The sequence below is a fragment of the Candidatus Cloacimonadota bacterium genome, assembly GCA_028706475.1.
Taxonomy (GTDB): Bacteria; Cloacimonadota; Cloacimonadia; order Cloacimonadales; family Cloacimonadaceae; genus UBA5456.
The window spans coordinates 1-17,550 of sequence record JAQWBI010000040.1; the positions used below are offsets into that span (position 1 = coordinate 1).

A 17,550-nucleotide genomic window follows, 5' to 3' on the forward strand; every position below is an offset into this window, starting at 1 on the left:
CACATCCAGATTATGTTCGATCACTACCACAGTATTCCCCATCGCAACCAGCTTCTTCAGCACTTTCAGCAGTTTGTTGATATCGTCGAAGTGTAGTCCGGTAGTGGGCTCATCCAGAAGATACATAGTCTTCCCTGTAGAGGGACGGCTAAGCTCTTTGGATAGCTTGATGCGTTGAGCTTCGCCCCCAGAAAGGGTAGTGGAAGGTTGCCCCAGTTTGATGTAGTCCAGGCCAACTTCATGCAATGTCTTCAGTTTTTTACTGATTGAAGGTATGGAATCAAAGAACTCCACTGCTTCCTGAACATCCATATCTAGGACTTCAGCTATGTTTTTCCCTTTGTAGCGTACATTTAAAGTCTCGTTATTATATCTTTTACCCTTACAAACCTCACATGTTACATAAATATCGGCCATGAAATGCATTTCTATTTGGCGTACTCCGGCTCCTTCACAGGCTTCACAGCGACCACCCTTCACATTGAAGGAAAAACGTCCCGATTTATATCCCCGCATCTTGGAAGCAGGCAGCTCCGCAAAGAGATTGCGGATAGGATCAAACAACTTGATATAGGTGCAAGGATTGCTTCTTGGTGTGCGGCCAATGGGCTGTTGATCGATATTGATAACCTTGTCTATTAGTTCCAATCCCTTGATCTCTTTGAACTTGCCGACTTTATGATTGGAGCGAAAGAAGTGGTTGTTCAGATAAGGTGAAAGAGTTTGATTGATCAGAGAACTCTTGCCGCTACCGGACACTCCAGTGATACATACAAACATTCCCAAGGGAATATGCGCGTCTATCGCTTTGAGGTTATTGTGTTGAGCCCCTAGGATACTTAGTTTCTGATCATCCGGTTTCAGCCGTTTTTGGGGTATGGGAATGCTCATCCTTCCAGATAGATACGCACCTGTAAGCGATTCCGGATTGTTCTTGATATCATCCAGTTTGCCGCGGGCTATGATCTGCCCGCCATAAACACCCGCACGGGGGCCAAAATCCACGATCATATCCGCACTGCGCATAGTATCTTCATCGTGTTCCACTACTATCACCGAATTTCCCAAGTCTCGCAGTTGCAAGAGCATAGATACCAATTTCGCATTATCGCGCTGATGTAGGCCAATGGAGGGTTCGTCCAGAATATACATCACTCCCACCAGTTGAGATCCGATTTGGCTGGCCAATCTGATGCGCTGAGACTCTCCCCCGGACAAAGTGGGGGAACGCCGGTCCAGGCAGAGATAATGCAGCCCCACAGCCATCAGGAAGCCCAAGCGGGATTTGATCTCTTTCAATACTTCTTCAGCGATAATCCTGTTGTTTCCGCTAAGTTCCAGTTTATTGAAGAAATCGTATGTCTGGCTCACACTCATAGCAGTGATCTCAGCAATGGATTTCCCCTGTACTTTCACGGCCAGGGAAGCTGGTTTCAATTTATAACCGTTGCAATCCGGACATGCTTTATCGCTGATGAATTGCATATAATAACGACGCATATCCTCAGATGTGGTTTCATGAAATCTGCGTTTCAACTGGTTCATCACCCCTTCATAACGCATCATGAATTCCCCTTTTCCCCTCTCGTTTTGCCATGCCACTTTGAACCTCTTGTTTCCAGAGCCATAGAGAATCAGTTGCTGAACTATCTCCGGGATGTCCTTCCACGGTACATCAAGATCAAATTTATAGGCTCCGGCAAGGTTTTTCGCCATATTGAGAGTCCAGCTATCCTTTTTTGCCTCCAATCTCCCCCAAGGAACCACAGCACCATCCATGATACTACGTTCAGGATCTGGTACCACCAGTTCAGGATCGAACTCCAGCCGATAGCCCAAACCGTTACAAGCCTGACAGGCTCCGATGGGACTGTTGAAAGAGAAGCTCTGCGGACTCAGTTCATCATAACCGATATTACACTCTGCACATGCATTTTGAGCTGAGAGCAACTCCACTTGTTTCTGATCCGGATAGTCTATCTTTACCACAGCATCTGTCAGCTTCAATGCCAGTTCCAAAGAATCCGCCATCCGGCCCTGAACACCATCTTTAATCACCAAGCGGTCTACAACCACATCGATGCTGTGTTTACTCTTTTTGTCTAAAACAATCTCTTCATCCAGATTGTGCAGCACATTATTGATCATCACGCGAACAAAGCCCTCGGAACGAAGTTGATCCAGCTCTTCTTTGTGCTCTCCTTTGCGGTTCTGAACTACCGGTGCCAAAATTTGTAACTTGCTGCCGGGAGGGTTTTGCATGAGGTGATCCACCATCTGATCCACTGTCTGCGATCCCACTACTGCACCGCATTGATAACAGTGTTGTACTCCGATACGGGCAAACAGCACACGCAGATAGTCATATATCTCCGTTACAGTTCCCACTGTGGAACGGGGATTCTTGCTGCTGGCTTTTTGTTCGATTGAGATTGCTGGAGACAGCCCTTCGATATAATCTACTTTGGGTTTATCCATCTGCCCCAAGAATTGCCGGGCATAAGCAGAGAGTGATTCCACGTAACGCCGCTGGCCTTCGGCATAGAGAGTATCAAAAGCCAGGGAGCTTTTTCCGCTTCCGGATACCCCAGTAAATACCACCAATTTATCCCGCGGTATCTCCAAATCTATATTTTTCAGATTGTGCTCACTGGCACCTTTAATTACGATTTTCTTGATCAATTTTCATACCTCTGAAAATGCAAAGAATATCAAAGCCATTCTTTGTCAAATGAAAATGGCGAAGCGTAAGCCCACCCATAAATATGAGCTTCTACTGCAACTTAACAACGAAATCTGCAATTAGTGCTCGATTTGGACTACCTTGGTTTCCGGAGGTGATCCAGGTTGCCACTTGATCTCGGTCATCGCTGAGTTTGTGGTTCCAAGATCAATGCCAAGTACTCTGAGCGGTTTGCCGCATTTGACTGGTAGTAAGCCGTTACTCATAGATTCCTCCGTATTGTTAACATTCTGCCTATCATGAAGATGCATAGGTTGTGTTGCGTGTAATACTCATTAATCATATTGTGTTGCACGAAACAGCATTAGGTGCAACACAAAGTCATTAGACAATACTCCCATTTCGCCAGTAATCGGTTGATGTATCATAAGGTATCCATTGTTGGATTCTACTAGTTAAGTCCCTTGTGATGAAAAAAATAATTCGTTTATTGAATGTGTGAGTTCCCCTAAATGAATAATGGCTACCGGGGCATGATTCACTTTGTGAGTCGCCACAATCTTCTTGTATCTCCTAATTTGCGAACGTTTTCGCTTTTCTTAGCCTATTAGCCGTTAGTTCCAACAATCCTGCATAAAGAGCTTTAATCTCTTGGTCAGTCAATCCAAGAGCTCGAAAAACTACTTCGTCTAAGGCTTTTCTATCGGGTAGGGGATTGGCATTCATAAAAGAACCGGACTCAGGATCAACCTGCAACTCATGAAAAATACTACGGATTTCCCTATGTTTTATGGTATCAATGCGAGATTCGAGATCGGTACATTGAGCTAAATACTTCGGATCAATGATGTATGTGGATTCAACTTCGAACACCGTCTTGTCCAGGAGACCTTCCCCCAGACATGTGCTTGAGTAAAGTTCCATGAAGAAGAAGAACAGACTTGAATTTAAGATGAGAGCCAATCTGCTCAAATCATACTTGTAATGAATCTCATACAGTCTTTTATTGGCGAGTACACCATTATTGAGATACACCTTAAAGTTATCCCCGAAACTGGATGGGGTAATCAAGCCTGGAAGTTCTCTAATCCCAAGATCATACCAATGCTTTCGTCCTTGAACCGATGAAACGTTCTGAATACCGATAATGTACTTGCCTTGGTCTTTCCCCTGTTTGATGTACTTCTTGGCAGATTCGCCCATTTCGATGTATTTTAAAGCATTTGTTCCTTTGATCTCGTGTTTTTCATAAGGACAGACAAAGAGCCAAAGCCCCAATTCATCAGGATTGATCAGGATGGATTTGCATTCCCTTGGACTCTTGATTACCGGTTTCAGAAACTCCTTCTCTATGTTGAAAGGATTGGACTTGGGGATATAAAAGAACTCATCTGCTCCTGTTTTTATGCCAAATTTGACATCGGCTATATCACCGAGCTTTATGATTTTATCCTTAGCTTTCTCCATGATAGTGAAATAGATATTAGGAGCCTTGATGTAAATCCCACCCCATTTGGAACCTTGATACTTATTCTCCTTGCTGTTTTCCCATCCTTCCTGGGATAACTGCTCTCTGGTAACCGGGTTAATCCTAAGGTCATCAATCTCTATTCTGTTTTTTGCATCCTCGATCATCAGGAAGTTCTCGGTATAGAGAGAGTTTTCAAAAGGCAGCTTGAAGGCAGCAAAGCGGATCAGGTCATCTGCCCGTACCATTTTCTGTCTGGCTCCTATTAGAGAAATTATGGTATTGATCCCGGCTTCTTTGAACACCCGCTTAGCAAGGTTATCGATGATGAAATGGATTTGACATTTCTCCAGCAGGTACTTTTGCAGCCAGGCACCAAATTCCACATCCAGCCAAGAGTTGGAGCAGATGAAGGTCAGGATGCCATTATCATTCAGCAACCGCAATCCCCTGATATAGAAGAAGGTATAAAGATCACTTTTGCCATTTATGACACTCTCTGGGATGTCTTGGGGAAAGTCTTGATTTGCCATCTGCCTTAGCAATTCTTTGTATTTCTTATTGTCTTTGATGTTTCCGAGTGGGTCTTCTATCTCTTCTTGAGCCACATAGGGTGGATTACCTATAACAATGTCAAACCCGCCCTTTTCGATGAATATCTCCGGGAAGTCAATCCTCCAAATGAAGGGCAGATTTTTGTTGCTGATCTGGCTGATTTCATGATCAACTTTATTAATCTGAAACTCCAACTCTGCGATCTGGCGTTTCTGCTGCTTGGAAGCAAAATCAATCTCAGTTTGTATGTTTGTTTCAAAAATACTATCTTGCACTTCAGGTTCTGTCATCTCACGCATCTTGGATAGTTTCTGAATCATATCCTTCTTTCTCTTATCCAGGATACTTGTGTAAAGGGCTTTGTGTTTCAGTTCGATCTCATGCAATTGCTGGGGACATTTGTTATAGAAGTACTCAGTTTTGAGTTTCACAAGATCGCTTATCTTGCGTTTGATATCTGCCGCTATAATACCTTCTCCGGATACTGGGAAGAGACTGCTGCCCAGCATTTGGATCAATGAATCGCCTTGCCTGATCTTGAAATCAAAGGAGGGCAATAGGGGCTCTTCACTGTGTTTGAAACTATCATCAGCTTCAATGAGCAGGGTGATCCATAACCTTAGTTGGGTGATCCAAACCGCCCATTGCTTGACTTCTACACCATAGAGGGATTGAAAGATAATGCGTTTCTTGCGCTCATAGGGGCTGCTGACGGGCTTATCCGGCAAGAAGTGCTTATAGATAGAACACTCGATCTCATCAATCACATTTAGCATTCCTACGGCAAAGGCCCCGGAACCAATGGCAGGATCGCAAACCGTTACCGTTTCCAGCTTCTCCAGCAAGTCATGAGCCTCTTCCTCTGTAAAGTCACCGGCTGTTTGTTCGTTTTCAGCCCCATATTCGGGGAAGAATAGCTTATACAGATTTTCCAGGCTGATGGAAGCCAGGCAGTTTTGCTGTAGGTATTTGACCAGAGAGAGGCGGCACATGAAGTCCACTTCAAGCCGAGGTGTATAGATCGCGCCATGCGCTTTATTGATCAGCTTTTCGAAGATAATGCCCAGAAATTCTGGATTGAGCTCCAATTCCTCATCATAAAGAGTGTTTTCTTCCAGGGTGAAATTGAAGCTAAACAGGAAGCTTACAAAGTTAATTATAGCTTCGTTAGTGATGAAAAGAGCTTCTGTATCGTAATCCTCATGAGGGCGAAAAAGCCCCCCATTGAGGTATGGGGCTGTGACAAGATGAGTTTTGAACGGCTCCGGAATATAGGGAAAGCCGTATTTGTTCTTACTGGAAGGGGCTGAGTTTAGGGCAGTAAAAAAGAGCGGACATAGCAGATCCTGATAGATGCCTTGTTGATGTATCGAGGGGTTGTAAGTGCCAAGATAATCACGGATAAAATTCGCATTTTCACCCAGCCAGCCCTTCTTTTGGACAAAGCCTAAAAAGATGATTCTGATCACGAAGAGTAAGGCAAAATTGCCTTTCAGATCATCACTTACATCCTTATCAAACTGGTGTTTGATACCAGTCTGAAGTTGGGCGTACTCCTTTTCAAACTCTTCATAGAACAGAGCCGACACCTTATCCACAGAAAAGACATCCTTCAGGTCGCCCATGCTGTTCAGTTTATGCTTGTTTAACTGCAGTATGTAGGTCTTGTTTGGCAAATCCCCACTGACATAGAATGAATGCCTTCGATAATTGCTAAAGGCTCGTTTGGTGCCTTTATAGACCGGATAAACCAAGCTTAAGCGGAAGCAGTGGGCCTCATCGTAAAATATAAAGAGGCCAGCCTGAGCGTTTTCCTGTTTGATGATATCTGTTGCTTTGTCGAATTGCCTTCTTCTGGAAGCACGCTCGGTTAGTGAGCGCTTAACTTGGAGCATAAAGATATCGCAGACTGTGCCATCATCAAACTCTAGTTCACCAAGAGTGGAAACTGCTGGGAAATCGTCATTAATGTACTTTGATGCCTTGGCATGCTTCTCAATGAACACATCGGAAAAGGTGTCGAAGTATGAAATCCACTTTTCAACGGAGAAATTGGCTGGGGTTACGATATTAGCATTTAGTTCCATATCCGATTCTCTATTGCCACGATCACCTGCTGTTCGTAGGCTTTGAGGCTGTCTTTTACCTTTTTCAGGTAGTTCTTACCAAGGGTATTGCTTAATTTCTCCAATTCTGCGGCAATAAGGTGATAATCCGGTTTACCGCCATTCTCCCAATCACAAATGCTCTTCAGGGTATATTCCGGTAGAGTACCATAGTTTTCGATATCATCTCTCAGCATGATCAGAAAGCCGCGCCAGGGCACAAGTTCATTTGCATCCTGCTCAAGAAGGTAGGACAGGAAGTTGAAAGCCTTCACCGAGTTACTCTGCTGTGATTGTTTAAAACTGAACTTTTCCGCTTCGTCTTTGAGCATGGCATAATCCTCCCAAAAACTCTTACTGAGAGGCAATTGCTGAGTATCCGGACTGCATTCTATCCTAAGTAGTGCTTCCTCGATGGGTAGGGGTATGAGTTGCTTGTTTTCATCCGTAAAATCCTGGCTTACACTAAAGAGTTTACCCTTGCGGATGAACATCACCTGTGAGTCAGAGCTGTAAGCTTTGGCAGTTTTAATGCGGATCGGCATCTCGTCCAATGCTTCAACTCTTTCAGGATAATTTTCCTCCCATTGCCGCATCAATTTCTTAAGTCTGGTGTAGAGGCTTTCCTGCTGAAGATCATAGGGATTGGTCTGCACTTTGGCAAAGAGCTTGGCAGGGCTTGGCTCTTCTTCCGCATCGAAGATACGAGCATCTTCACCCAAGGTTTGGTGGATCATAAACATCTTGTGAGAGGCGATCTCCCGGCTTTTCACAATATCTGCACCTTGCTCAGTGGGGAAGAAGTTGGTGATATGAAGGGTACTAAAGACCTTTTTGCTGATACGGTTGATACGCCCAACCCTTTGGATCACCCGCACCGGATTCCAGGGGATGTCATAATTGATAACCATAGCAGCCCGGTTGAGGTTGAAGCCTTCAGAAAGCTTGTCGGTAGCTAACAGCACATCGTAGCTATCCCTCTGTTTGGCCTTGGGATAGGCTGCATCGAAATTAGTATTGATCTCCTCCAGGTGCTGTTTGCCAATGCTTCCGGTGATAACCAGAACCCGATCTGGGAAATGCTCTTTCAAGGCAGGCTCAAGGTATTTGACCGTATCGGCATACTCCGAGAAGATCACGAGTTTTGGGGCAGGTTCGCCCTTGTTGGGTGTGTTTTGCAGGGCTGTCTCCACATTCTGCAGCAGGGCATACCGTTTGGGATCATTCTCCACCAGAGCCAGGGCGTCGATCTCGGCAATCATCTTGTTAAAGAGACAGATGTCGGATTCAATATCGGCATAGAACTGCTCTCTGAAGGCAAACTTGTTCACCTCGTAAATCCGGTTTTTCTTGCTGTCCTTGTCTTTATTTTCCTCCGCGAACTGGCGCAGCAACTCATCGATTTGGTCGGGATCATCACTATCCACTTTATTGATCAGCTTGCGATTCAGCACATATCTGCCGTTTGAGTTCTTGATGAACTCTTTAATTTTTTCATAAGAATCCCGAATATTGACAATGCTCTGCCGGAAAGCTCCAAATGAGCTCTCAAAGCGTTTGACCATCTGCCTGCGCAGGATATCATACAAGTTATCCTGGTTCAAACGGTCGATCTGTTCTTGCCGGCTGAGTTTATCCTCACTGGTATCATAGCCTTCATAGCGATAAGGCTTGTAAATGGGGCCCTTGAACCGATCGGTGCTTTCTGGATTATCGGTAAAATATTGATCAATCACATGGTCATAAAAATCTGATTGCTCAGGAGTAAGCCGATAATACCACTCCTGGGGATTATCGATCTTGGAGAGCTTCTTAACCTCGTCCCGGTAATCGGGGTCATTGATCAGATCAAGCCTGTTTCTTCTGATCGTGACTGGTTCGATCACTTCTCTAATCTGCTTGGAGAGCATGGCAGCCCTTTCGATTACCTTGGTGATATTGATCTCTTTTTCTCCAAACAGGGCTTGGTACTTCTTTCTGGCTTCCTCTTTTTTGGTCGGGTCTTTGGACTGCCAGTTCTTGCGAATATAGGCGAGGTCTTTAAACAAAGAGTTATAGAATCTGAAGAGATCAACCAGGTTGTTGCTAAGCGTAATGTTGGATTTCTTGGGGACAATAAACAGGCTGAGCATTGAGAGGATATCTGCTGGAGAGTTGTTAAATGGCGTTGCCGTGAGCAGAATCACACTCCTGCCACGGCAGATGGTTTTTAATTTTTCGTAGGTTTCTGTGCCGCTATTGCGGTAACGATGTGCCTCGTCCACAATGATCACTTCGATCCCATCGGTATTGCCAATAAACTCAATTATCCCATCCAGATCGCCCCCGGAGCGGACCTCCCAATCATACAGCTCAAAGTCTTCTTTATATTTTTTCCATCCGGAATTAGCACTATCGTCACCAATCAATCCGGGAGGGCAGATTACAATTCCCCGTTTTTCCAGCTTACGAGCAATCAACGAAGCGATGATGGACTTACCCAAACCCACCACGTCTGCCAGTATGACTCCACCATTATCTTCGATGATGGAAAGCGCTTGTGTAACGGCATCGATCTGGTATTTGAACGGCTTATAGCCCTTCTTCTCAAGCAGGATTGAGATATAGCGCCCGGATTCTTGTTTATAGAAACTATCGAGCCATGTTTTTACTACGAACATATACGCATCGAAGGGATGGATGGATTTCAGTAGTGTCTTCTCCCGAATGTTGTCGATCAGCCTGGTTTTCTCTATTTCAGTCTCAGTAATCGGGATGGCAGAACTCCAAAGCTCATCAAAGTATTTCTCTGCCTCTTCAAAGCCATAATCAGATATCTCAACGTTGAATTCTTCCCGGTCGGTTAGGCCTGCTTTGCTGAGATTGCTGCTGCCAGTGATGAAGAGGTTGGTGCGAACTACCTGATGTTCTTTGAGATTGAATAGGTACAGCTTGGCATGGTTGGGTCTGGATGTCTTGCGAATAATAATTCTGCCATCAATGATTTGATCCAATATGTAACCAGCTTGCTCGTAAAATATCTCGTTGTCGAATAAATCGTTATTGAGGGCTTTGAGAACAGATTCATGGTAGTCTTCAATGCGTTCTACCCTCTTCTTGCCAGCTTTTTCAGCATATTCGACCAAACCATAGTTTTGCGCATCCACATTCAGACCAACCAGAATCTTGAGTGTGAGTTCAGGATTAGATTTCATGCTCTCAATCAGTTCACTGATCCCGGAGAAGTAGAAGAAACCTACCAGAAACTTCAACTCCTGGCTTTCCTTGATTAGAGTTACAAGTCTGGTCTTCAGCTGGGCACTGCCTTTATTGGTGATGAAATTGCTCATAAGCTACTTATCCTTTTTTAGAATGCTACCATCATCTTGTTTGCGAATTTGCTTGGTTTTTAACCCACACATCAACGTCCTCTTTCTTGAACTTCCAAAGCCTGCCCACTTTATGAGCAGGGAGATTCTTCTCGCTAAGCCATTTATAGACCGTATCTTTGGTAACACCAAGATAGACACTAATCTCCTCGACTGACAACCACCGGTCTTCCATAACAAGCTCCTTTCCAGATGCAATCACATCTGAAGACCCCATTAGAATCAGTATAAAATGGGATAATATTAGGATAAAACCAGTATTAAGAGCAGGAATATTCTGTCAATAACCAGTTTTGGCCATCATCGAAATGAGTGCTGCTATCAATGGCGTGTTTATCTTCTTTTTTTAACCTGTTTTCTACTATCTCCGCCTCTTTTTTATACAGATGTCTGGGGAAGGAGGCATTAGCCCACTTATCTCGAACAAAATCGTTGTAGTGCTTGAGGTTAGGTGTCTGGTATTCAATATATACGGAGTGATCCTTTGTGAGTAAATCAAAGTCTTATTCCCACTTTCCCCTTGTGTCACAACTTGCAGCTTTGGGTATCAGTTTATATCTACAAAGGATAAATGGAGTTATTTGGAGTAGTTATCAGCGATATTCATACACCATCCAGCCTTCTTTCCCCATCGCAATATAGATGTAGTCGTTCTCCAGTGCGATATCATACACAGGAAACGGTGGATAGAAGGTGTTCAAATCCTTGATGCGATTTGGTACCGAGATATCCAGGATCTTCACTCCGCCCTGCCCTAATGCCACAAAGAGCCGGTTATCCTTGATGGCCAGAGACTGAATATCGTTGAACAAGCCTATCTGCCCTATTTGGATCGGTTTGGCTATATCTCTGATAGAGAGTACCAACAGGTCCTTCCCGGAGGCCACAAAAAGGTATTCTCCATTCTTTGCTATATAACGTGCATCCGGGATTTGGTAATTTGTAGCAATACTCAACGGGAACTTGAGGTCCCTGATATCCACTGTAACCAAGCCGAAATCATTTAAAGCATAGATATAGGGATACTCCGCTATAAAGTCTCTCACACCCCACTTTTCAGCAAAGTTCGCCAGTAGGTCGTTACCACCTCCACTACCGACATTTATGATATCTATTCCTCTATAACGATCTGCCACATATAGTGTTGCACCCTCCCTGGTAATCTTATCTCCGATCAATGTATTCACAAAGTATATCTTACCAAATTGATTCAATGAGTCTATCACGCTCAGCATATTGGTAGGTTCACGACTGGATACATAGATGTAGTTCCCATTTTGGAAGTTCACGTCTTCTATGCGAAACAACGAGCTGTATGAAGTTTCCAGGCGCGGTTGCCAGGCATTGAAGCTGCTGTATATCCACAGTTGCCTTTGATTACGCGTAAGCACCTGACTTTCGGATACATCTATATTGAAAGCTTCAGAATCCTTCACTATTCCCAAAGGATAGAGAAAGCGGTTGTCGACTGAAAAGCAACTAATGCTGATAAATATCAGTAGTAATAGTGAGATCGAGCGTTTCATTTAGCCTCCTTAGGCTGTACCTCTCCCCCTGATCAGGCGAGAGACGATCTCGGAGGAATTGATCCCCTCTGCTTCTGCTGCAAAGGATACCAGAATTCTGTGTTTCAATACAATCGGCGCCACTTGCCGCACATCCTCTTCAGATGGACTCAATCTCCCGTTCAGAGCTGCAACGGCTTTCGCCCCCAGAATCAAGTATTGCGAAGCACGAGGCCCAGCTCCCCAACTTACCCAGCGCTTTATCTCGGGATCTGCATCGGGACTGTTGGGGCGAGTGCGCCGGGTGAGATCGACGGCATATTTTAACACATGTTCACTCACCGGAAGCTGACGGATGGCCTCTTGCAAGGCGATGATCCTGCCAGCATCCAAATGTGCCTTGATCTGCGGAATTGCTCCGCCGGTTGTATTTTCCACTATCTTACATTCCTCCTCATACGAGGGATAATCGATGTTTATATAGAACATAAAACGGTCCAATTGAGCTTCTGGAAGAGGATAAGTACCTTCCTGTTCAATTGGATTTTGGGTAGCCATTACGATAAACGGTCTTTCCAGGCTCCATGTCTTATTACCACTGGTGATAGTGTTTTCCTGCATGGCTTGTAACAATGCAGATTGGGTTTTAGGAGGAGTGCGGTTTATTTCGTCTGCCAAAATGATGTTTGCAAATACCGGCCCTTTCAAGTATTCAAAGCCCCTCTTGCCGGTTTCTGAATCTGAAACCAGGATGTCCGACCCGGTGATGTCCGAAGGCATAAGATCCGGGGTAAATTGTATACGGGAAAAGCTGAGCGCAAGGCTCTGCGCCAAAGAAGAGATCATCAGAGTCTTGGCCAAGCCCGGTACACCTTCGATGAGAACGTGTCCATTGGCAAATAGTGCTGTAAGCACATTGTCAATCACCTGTTCCTGGCCTACTATCACCTTGCCGATTTCGCTTTTCAAGGCCTTCACCGCAAGGCTCAATTCCTGTATCCGCTGAATACTGTTTTCCATCTATTTTCTCTCCTTTGAAGATCATTCTTAGCACATCAAAACCCGAATACGCAATGGCAATTCCACCAATTATGCCCATTATTAGTGCCGTAAGTATGTGTGCAAATGCCATGATTGCCGAAGCACTGGACTTTGTCAAATTAAATCCCAAACTAAAGATGATGATCATCATCCATTCATTGCTGCCCAATTGCGCTGGAGGTTGGGGTAAAGCGTAACTCATATTAATCAGGGTATATCCGAAAAGCACTGTCAAGAAGCTGAAATCAATGCTAAAAGCGGCAAAGATCAGATAGAAATACAATCCATCCAAAAAGATCCCAATCCCGGTGAGTATCACCGCCCAAACCAGCTTCACCGGAGCTTGCTCAAAGAGATTAAGCCCATCCACAAACTGACGCAACAACGACTCCACTCGCACCTTCAACCTGCGTGGACTTAACTTCACAAAGATTCCCAATACTTTCAACACCAAGTCCTTGCGCCATGCTGCCAGCAAAAGCAGTCCAACGGAGACAATGAAAACCAAAAACAACAGTGCAAGCAGTATGTTTAGTGCGGGATTTAACTCTATGGTTAAAAAGGGAATCAGCAAGATCACGCTAAAAATGGCAAGAGTATCGAAGGTCTTGTCGATAAATACCGAGGGCAGGCTCTGTGCCATCCCCAGATTGTGGTTTTTCTTGATGAACCAGGTCTTGACCAACTCCCCTGCCCGGATGGGGATAATGTAATTTATCAGATTCCCGCCCATTGCATACAGCCAGGTGTCTCTAACCGGAATTCGTTTGCTGTGCCGTAGAATGATATTCCAACGATAGGAACGCACAAAATATGCCCCCAAATAGCATATTGATGCCAAGATCACATAGGAAGGACGGATGCGGCTGAAATAGCCTCCCAATTCTCCAATAGGAATATAGCTGAACCACAGGATTATCAATCCCAGCCCTACAATAGAGCCTATCATCAGAAAGACTTTGTTGCGTAAGTTCACTTTGCAAACAACATATAACGGTGATGCGCCCAAAAATGCTTAAAACAGTTTGGGGCAAACTGTTCAAAAGTGTGAAACCGCATCATCCGTGTAGCAAAATACGGATCCTGTCCCAGATAATATGGCATGATCGATAGTGCTTTATCCGGATCTATCGGCTTTGACTCAACCAGAACCTTTTTGCCACAAAACGAGCGCAGGTATTCTTCTTTTGGCATGCCGATATCCGGCCAGGGCGGGCAATCGATGTAATCTTGTTTCAGTAAGCGCCAGCCATACTTCTGCATATACCAGATGATACTTTGGGGATCGATGTGAGCGAGTCTTAGCTGAGGGTACTTGCTTGCACTATAGCCCTTCAATTGCCCTTTGTAGCCTAATCCGCTGCGATTGGGCACACAGATCAGGATATGCTCCCGCACCACGCGGCACAGCTCACTGATGAAGTCTGCCAGATCTTCCACAAACCACATCGCGGAAAAATTGAACGCAAAATCCAGCGCTTGATCCGGATAGTCCAACTTGCGATAACCCGGATTGCATCTGATCTGAAGCTCCAAATTGAGCTTTTGCCAGCTTGCTTTGATCAATTCTATCCTCTCGGGTTCGTGATCCTCCAGATATACTGTGCAACCAGCCTGCGCCAGAGCTACCAGATTGATTCCGCTGATTCCGGTGAATCCGAAGCAGGGACTCTCCAGTGCATTATGATATTTATTTGTTTTATATAGCTCTAGGAGCAGTTTATTCAGAACCATTCTCTCATAAGATGATCCAAGCCCTTCGTTGGCAACCGGATAGTAGCTTCTCCAGCCATTGATAATGGGAATTGCCATTAGTGTCTCCGGTAGTCGTCGATGGTGATCTGAATATCAGGAATACTATAATGAGGTTTGATCCCCATCGCCTCCATCGCGTTGTAGTATTCTTGAACGTCGTAGAACCAGCTTTTGGAGATTAACTCGAAGCGGCTAATAAAGAGCTCATTCTTTAGACTGCGGGATACTTTCTCTCCCAAAGCAAAGAAAAAGCGGTCTACACAAAGGATACCGGGATAGTTTTTACCGTGCAACTGCCTGGAAATAAAATTCACCAGAGCATGCAACTGCACGGGGTCGCGATCAGCCACATTCCATGCCAAACCGGATTTGAAGTCGTTTTGCAGACACCATTTGAAGGCTTCCACCAGGGCATCGATATGGCACAGATGCAACCAGATGCGTTTGTTTATGAGTGGGAAATAGTATTTATCCACCATCTTCACCAGTTGATAGGGAAAGCCATGATCCCCGCTGCCATAAGTGATACTGGGGCGTATTATGGCAGCATGAAGACCGTGAAGGACATCTCTCCCGATGATCTTTTCCGCCTCAATCTTGGTATAATGATAATAGTTGTCCGGATTGCGGGAGGTCTGAGCGTTTGCGGGCAATTCATTGGGAATGGCGCCAAACACACCTACAGAACTGCAAAAGATCAGTTTGGCATTGTGTTTCAGGCAATAGTCCGCCATCTGTTCTGTGCTGCTTACGTTGCTGCGATAGTATTCGTCTTTACTGGCCTTACGTCCTCCTCTGAGGGCTCCGATATGGATGATGGTCTCAAAATCTGATTCCGCCAGGTAGTCTCGCAAAGCCGCCGTATTCGCCAAATCCAGCTCTTTCACGCTTACTTTATCCCGAATCCCTTGTAAGCGCCTTGCCTGTGTATTTGGCCTTACTATAGCGGTAATCTCGTGCTCCAGCGGTAAGATACCCGCCAGCACCGCTTTCCCGATGAAGCCTGTAGTTCCTGTGATGAGTACTTTAGCCAAACATCCTCTCCATTAAACTCCTGTGACGTTTGACCTTTGGCCGTTGTACATAAACATAGGAGTAGGGTATCTTGTCGCCATTCGCAATAGCGGCTGGGAATTCCTTGCAGAGCAGATCTGCCGTGTGTTCGTCGATGCGGCTGGCTACCATTTGATAGGCTTCCATCAGCGTGCCATAATCCCCTTTCACATGGTCGTCTGATGCCAGAAAGTGGCTCCAGCCATTTTCCAGCAGAACCCATGCAGTCTGCCTCACCTTCTCCCCATAATGCCCCAATATGGAGCCGGCATTGGTTTGGATGTAGATATTTCTATCGATCAGATCCTGCGCTTTGGTAGGTTTCTTCATGATGCTTACGTAACGCTCGGCATGGGCCAATATGGGTTTGTACCCTGCTCTCAGCAGGGGATACACATTACTGTAAAAATCGCTTGGGAGCCCATTGAGTTCACTTTCGATGAGAACAAAGCTACTCTCCCCCAGGCACAGACATTTGTTCTGGATGTCCTGTACTATTCCCGGTTGGATAAACACCTCAAAACCGCTCTGTAAATCCAGACTTAATCCATCTTCGCGGGCAGAATCCCGCAAAGCGTTCAGCTTTGCATCATATTCATCCCGTTCGTATTGATAATGACCCCGAAAGTAATGAGAAGTAAGGTAAACCCTCGTTATGCCGCCCTCTTCCATTCCTTTCAGATGCTCCAGACTTCTGATTGGATCATTGGAGCCGTCATCGATATTCGGTAATATATGGCTATGAATATCAATCATGGCCGTATCAGGGCAGTTTCTCACTGATCATCTGGATAAATTCCATCAGCACGGCATTATTTGGCAAGGGTTTAATGCTGCGGGAACAATCTTCCAGCAAGTTTTCTACTTGCTTGCGAGCTTTGTCAAAGCCTAATAATCCGGTATAACTGGCTTTTGATACCGGCACAAAATCATCGTTAAAGTCTAATCCATCACTGCCACGGGCATAGTCTTTTTCGATGTCATCAATCATCTGATAAGCAATGCCCAGATTGATGGCATACCCGCTCATGATATTCTTGGTGTTCTCATCGCTTCCTGCCAAGATGCAGGCAATCTCCGCTCCAGCTTGTAAGAGAGATCCCACCTTCTTCATATCGATGTAACGCAATGTATTGATTTTCATCACCTTGCGCTTGCTGGCAAGATCGATCGCCTGACCTCCGATGAGGCCATAACTTTTGGTGTTGATGGCCAGATTTCTGATTGCCAGATTGGCCTTTTTGGCATCCTTGATCTCACCCATCAATTCAAACGCCAAAGTATATAAGGCGTCTGCTACCAGGATCGCCACAGCATTCCCATACTCCTGATGAATAGCAGGTAAGCCACGACGCTCTTTCTTGTTCATCACACTGGGAAGATCATCATGTACCAAGGCAGCATTATGGATCAACTCCACAGCGCAAGCTGCTTTCACTACATCGGGCAACTGTTTGTTGTTCTTTTTGAGCCCAGTTAGCATCTCGTAGATTGCGATCATCAACAGAGGGCGCCATCTCTTTCCGCCTGGTACTACGGCCTTCACCATCGCTTCCTTCAATTGCCCCGCGTAGCGTTTGTCGAAAGTCAGAGCTGTTTGAATTCCCTCGTCGATCATCTGCATGCGCGTCTCAAAATACTTCTGTAATAGCAAAGTCTTCTCCCTTGTCATAGCGTAAAAATATGCGTATCTCACCTGACGCTATCGACTATATCCATTACCGAAGATTTGTCAAGAGGATTCTGCCTCAATTTCGTGCATTAGACTAATTCTGTCGTTTACTATCCTCTCGCAGATTGGGATATGGGTTTTGGTGTACAATAACTATACGGATCCATAGAAGCTGTGCCGATACACTATCCAAAGCCATTGAGCAGAGATATACTAACTGACTAATCTTTCCTACACCTAAGTGCTTGGAAAATGGAGTGTCGCTAGCGAGAAATAGTTCGTATGTCATTATCCAGCTTTGCGATACCCTTTTAGAGCAGATATGGATTTATCCATCTCTTCGAT

12 protein-coding genes are annotated in these 17,550 nt (G+C 45.0%); all 12 read right to left on the reverse strand.

The window, feature by feature from the left end:
- A partial coding sequence (uvrA, locus tag PHF32_07195) for an excinuclease ABC subunit UvrA (protein MDD4560502.1) occupies window positions 1-2,682 on the reverse strand: 2,682 nt, incomplete at its 3' end.
- A gap of 120 nt (window positions 2,683-2,802) precedes the next feature.
- Window positions 2,803-2,949 (reverse strand): hypothetical protein, encoded by a 147-nt coding sequence (locus PHF32_07200; protein MDD4560503.1) that lies wholly within the window; start codon window positions 2,947-2,949, stop codon window positions 2,803-2,805.
- Between the two features lie 307 nt (window positions 2,950-3,256).
- The gene (locus tag PHF32_07205; protein ID MDD4560504.1) at window positions 3,257-6,793 is read right to left on the reverse strand and encodes an Eco57I restriction-modification methylase domain-containing protein; all 3,537 of its coding nucleotides are present in this window, start codon (window positions 6,791-6,793) and stop codon (window positions 3,257-3,259) included.
- Window positions 6,784-10,140, reverse strand: coding sequence for a helicase-related protein (locus PHF32_07210; GenBank protein MDD4560505.1), 3,357 nt, complete (start codon window positions 10,138-10,140; stop codon window positions 6,784-6,786). Before PHF32_07210 ends, PHF32_07205 begins: the two co-directional genes overlap by 10 nt.
- 31 nt (window positions 10,141-10,171) lie before the next feature.
- Complete coding sequence (locus PHF32_07215) at window positions 10,172-10,354, reverse strand: helix-turn-helix domain-containing protein (protein MDD4560506.1); 183 nt, start codon at window positions 10,352-10,354, stop codon at window positions 10,172-10,174.
- 418 nt (window positions 10,355-10,772) lie between these two features.
- Window positions 10,773-11,705 carry a hypothetical protein gene (locus PHF32_07220; GenBank protein MDD4560507.1) on the reverse strand — a complete coding sequence of 311 codons (933 nt, stop codon included), beginning with the start codon at window positions 11,703-11,705 and terminating at the stop codon, window positions 10,773-10,775.
- Between the two features lie 9 nt (window positions 11,706-11,714).
- Window positions 11,715-12,704, reverse strand: a complete 990-nt coding sequence (locus PHF32_07225) for a MoxR family ATPase (GenBank protein MDD4560508.1) — start codon at window positions 12,702-12,704, stop codon at window positions 11,715-11,717.
- The gene (locus tag PHF32_07230) at window positions 12,604-13,701 is read right to left on the reverse strand and encodes a lysylphosphatidylglycerol synthase transmembrane domain-containing protein (protein ID MDD4560509.1); all 1,098 of its coding nucleotides are present in this window, start codon (window positions 13,699-13,701) and stop codon (window positions 12,604-12,606) included. Before PHF32_07230 ends, PHF32_07225 begins: the two co-directional genes overlap by 101 nt.
- Window positions 13,698-14,537, reverse strand: coding sequence for a methyltransferase domain-containing protein (locus tag PHF32_07235; protein MDD4560510.1), 840 nt, complete (start codon window positions 14,535-14,537; stop codon window positions 13,698-13,700). Before PHF32_07235 ends, PHF32_07230 begins: the two co-directional genes overlap by 4 nt.
- Window positions 14,537-15,514 carry an NAD(P)-dependent oxidoreductase gene (locus PHF32_07240; GenBank protein ID MDD4560511.1) on the reverse strand — a complete coding sequence of 326 codons (978 nt, stop codon included), beginning with the start codon at window positions 15,512-15,514 and terminating at the stop codon, window positions 14,537-14,539. Before PHF32_07240 ends, PHF32_07235 begins: the two co-directional genes overlap by 1 nt.
- Window positions 15,507-16,289, reverse strand: a complete 783-nt coding sequence (locus PHF32_07245) for a capsular biosynthesis protein (GenBank protein ID MDD4560512.1) — start codon at window positions 16,287-16,289, stop codon at window positions 15,507-15,509. Before PHF32_07245 ends, PHF32_07240 begins: the two co-directional genes overlap by 8 nt.
- A gap of 7 nt (window positions 16,290-16,296) precedes the next feature.
- Entirely contained in the window at window positions 16,297-17,187 is an 891-nt protein-coding gene (locus tag PHF32_07250; GenBank protein ID MDD4560513.1) for a polyprenyl synthetase family protein, read from the reverse strand.
- Window positions 17,188-17,550 lie beyond the last annotated feature (363 nt).

Bases quoted from the DNA above. Each gene is read 5' to 3' on its own strand.
- PHF32_07235 (MDD4560510.1), bottom strand. From the start codon at position 14,537: ATGGCAATTCCCATTATCAATGGCTGGAGAAGCTACTATCCGGTTGCC.
- PHF32_07210 (MDD4560505.1), bottom strand. From the start codon at position 10,140: ATGAGCAATTTCATCACCAATAAAGGCAGTGCCCAGCTGAAGACCAGA.
- PHF32_07200 (MDD4560503.1), bottom strand. From the start codon at position 2,949: ATGAGTAACGGCTTACTACCAGTCAAATGCGGCAAACCGCTCAGAGTA.
- PHF32_07205 (MDD4560504.1), bottom strand. From the start codon at position 6,793: ATGGAACTAAATGCTAATATCGTAACCCCAGCCAATTTCTCCGTTGAA.
- PHF32_07220 (MDD4560507.1), bottom strand. From the start codon at position 11,705: ATGAAACGCTCGATCTCACTATTACTACTGATATTTATCAGCATTAGT.
- PHF32_07225 (MDD4560508.1), bottom strand. From the start codon at position 12,704: ATGGAAAACAGTATTCAGCGGATACAGGAATTGAGCCTTGCGGTGAAG.
- PHF32_07215 (MDD4560506.1), bottom strand. From the start codon at position 10,354: ATGGAAGACCGGTGGTTGTCAGTCGAGGAGATTAGTGTCTATCTTGGT.
- PHF32_07245 (MDD4560512.1), bottom strand. From the start codon at position 16,289: ATGATTGATATTCATAGCCATATATTACCGAATATCGATGACGGCTCC.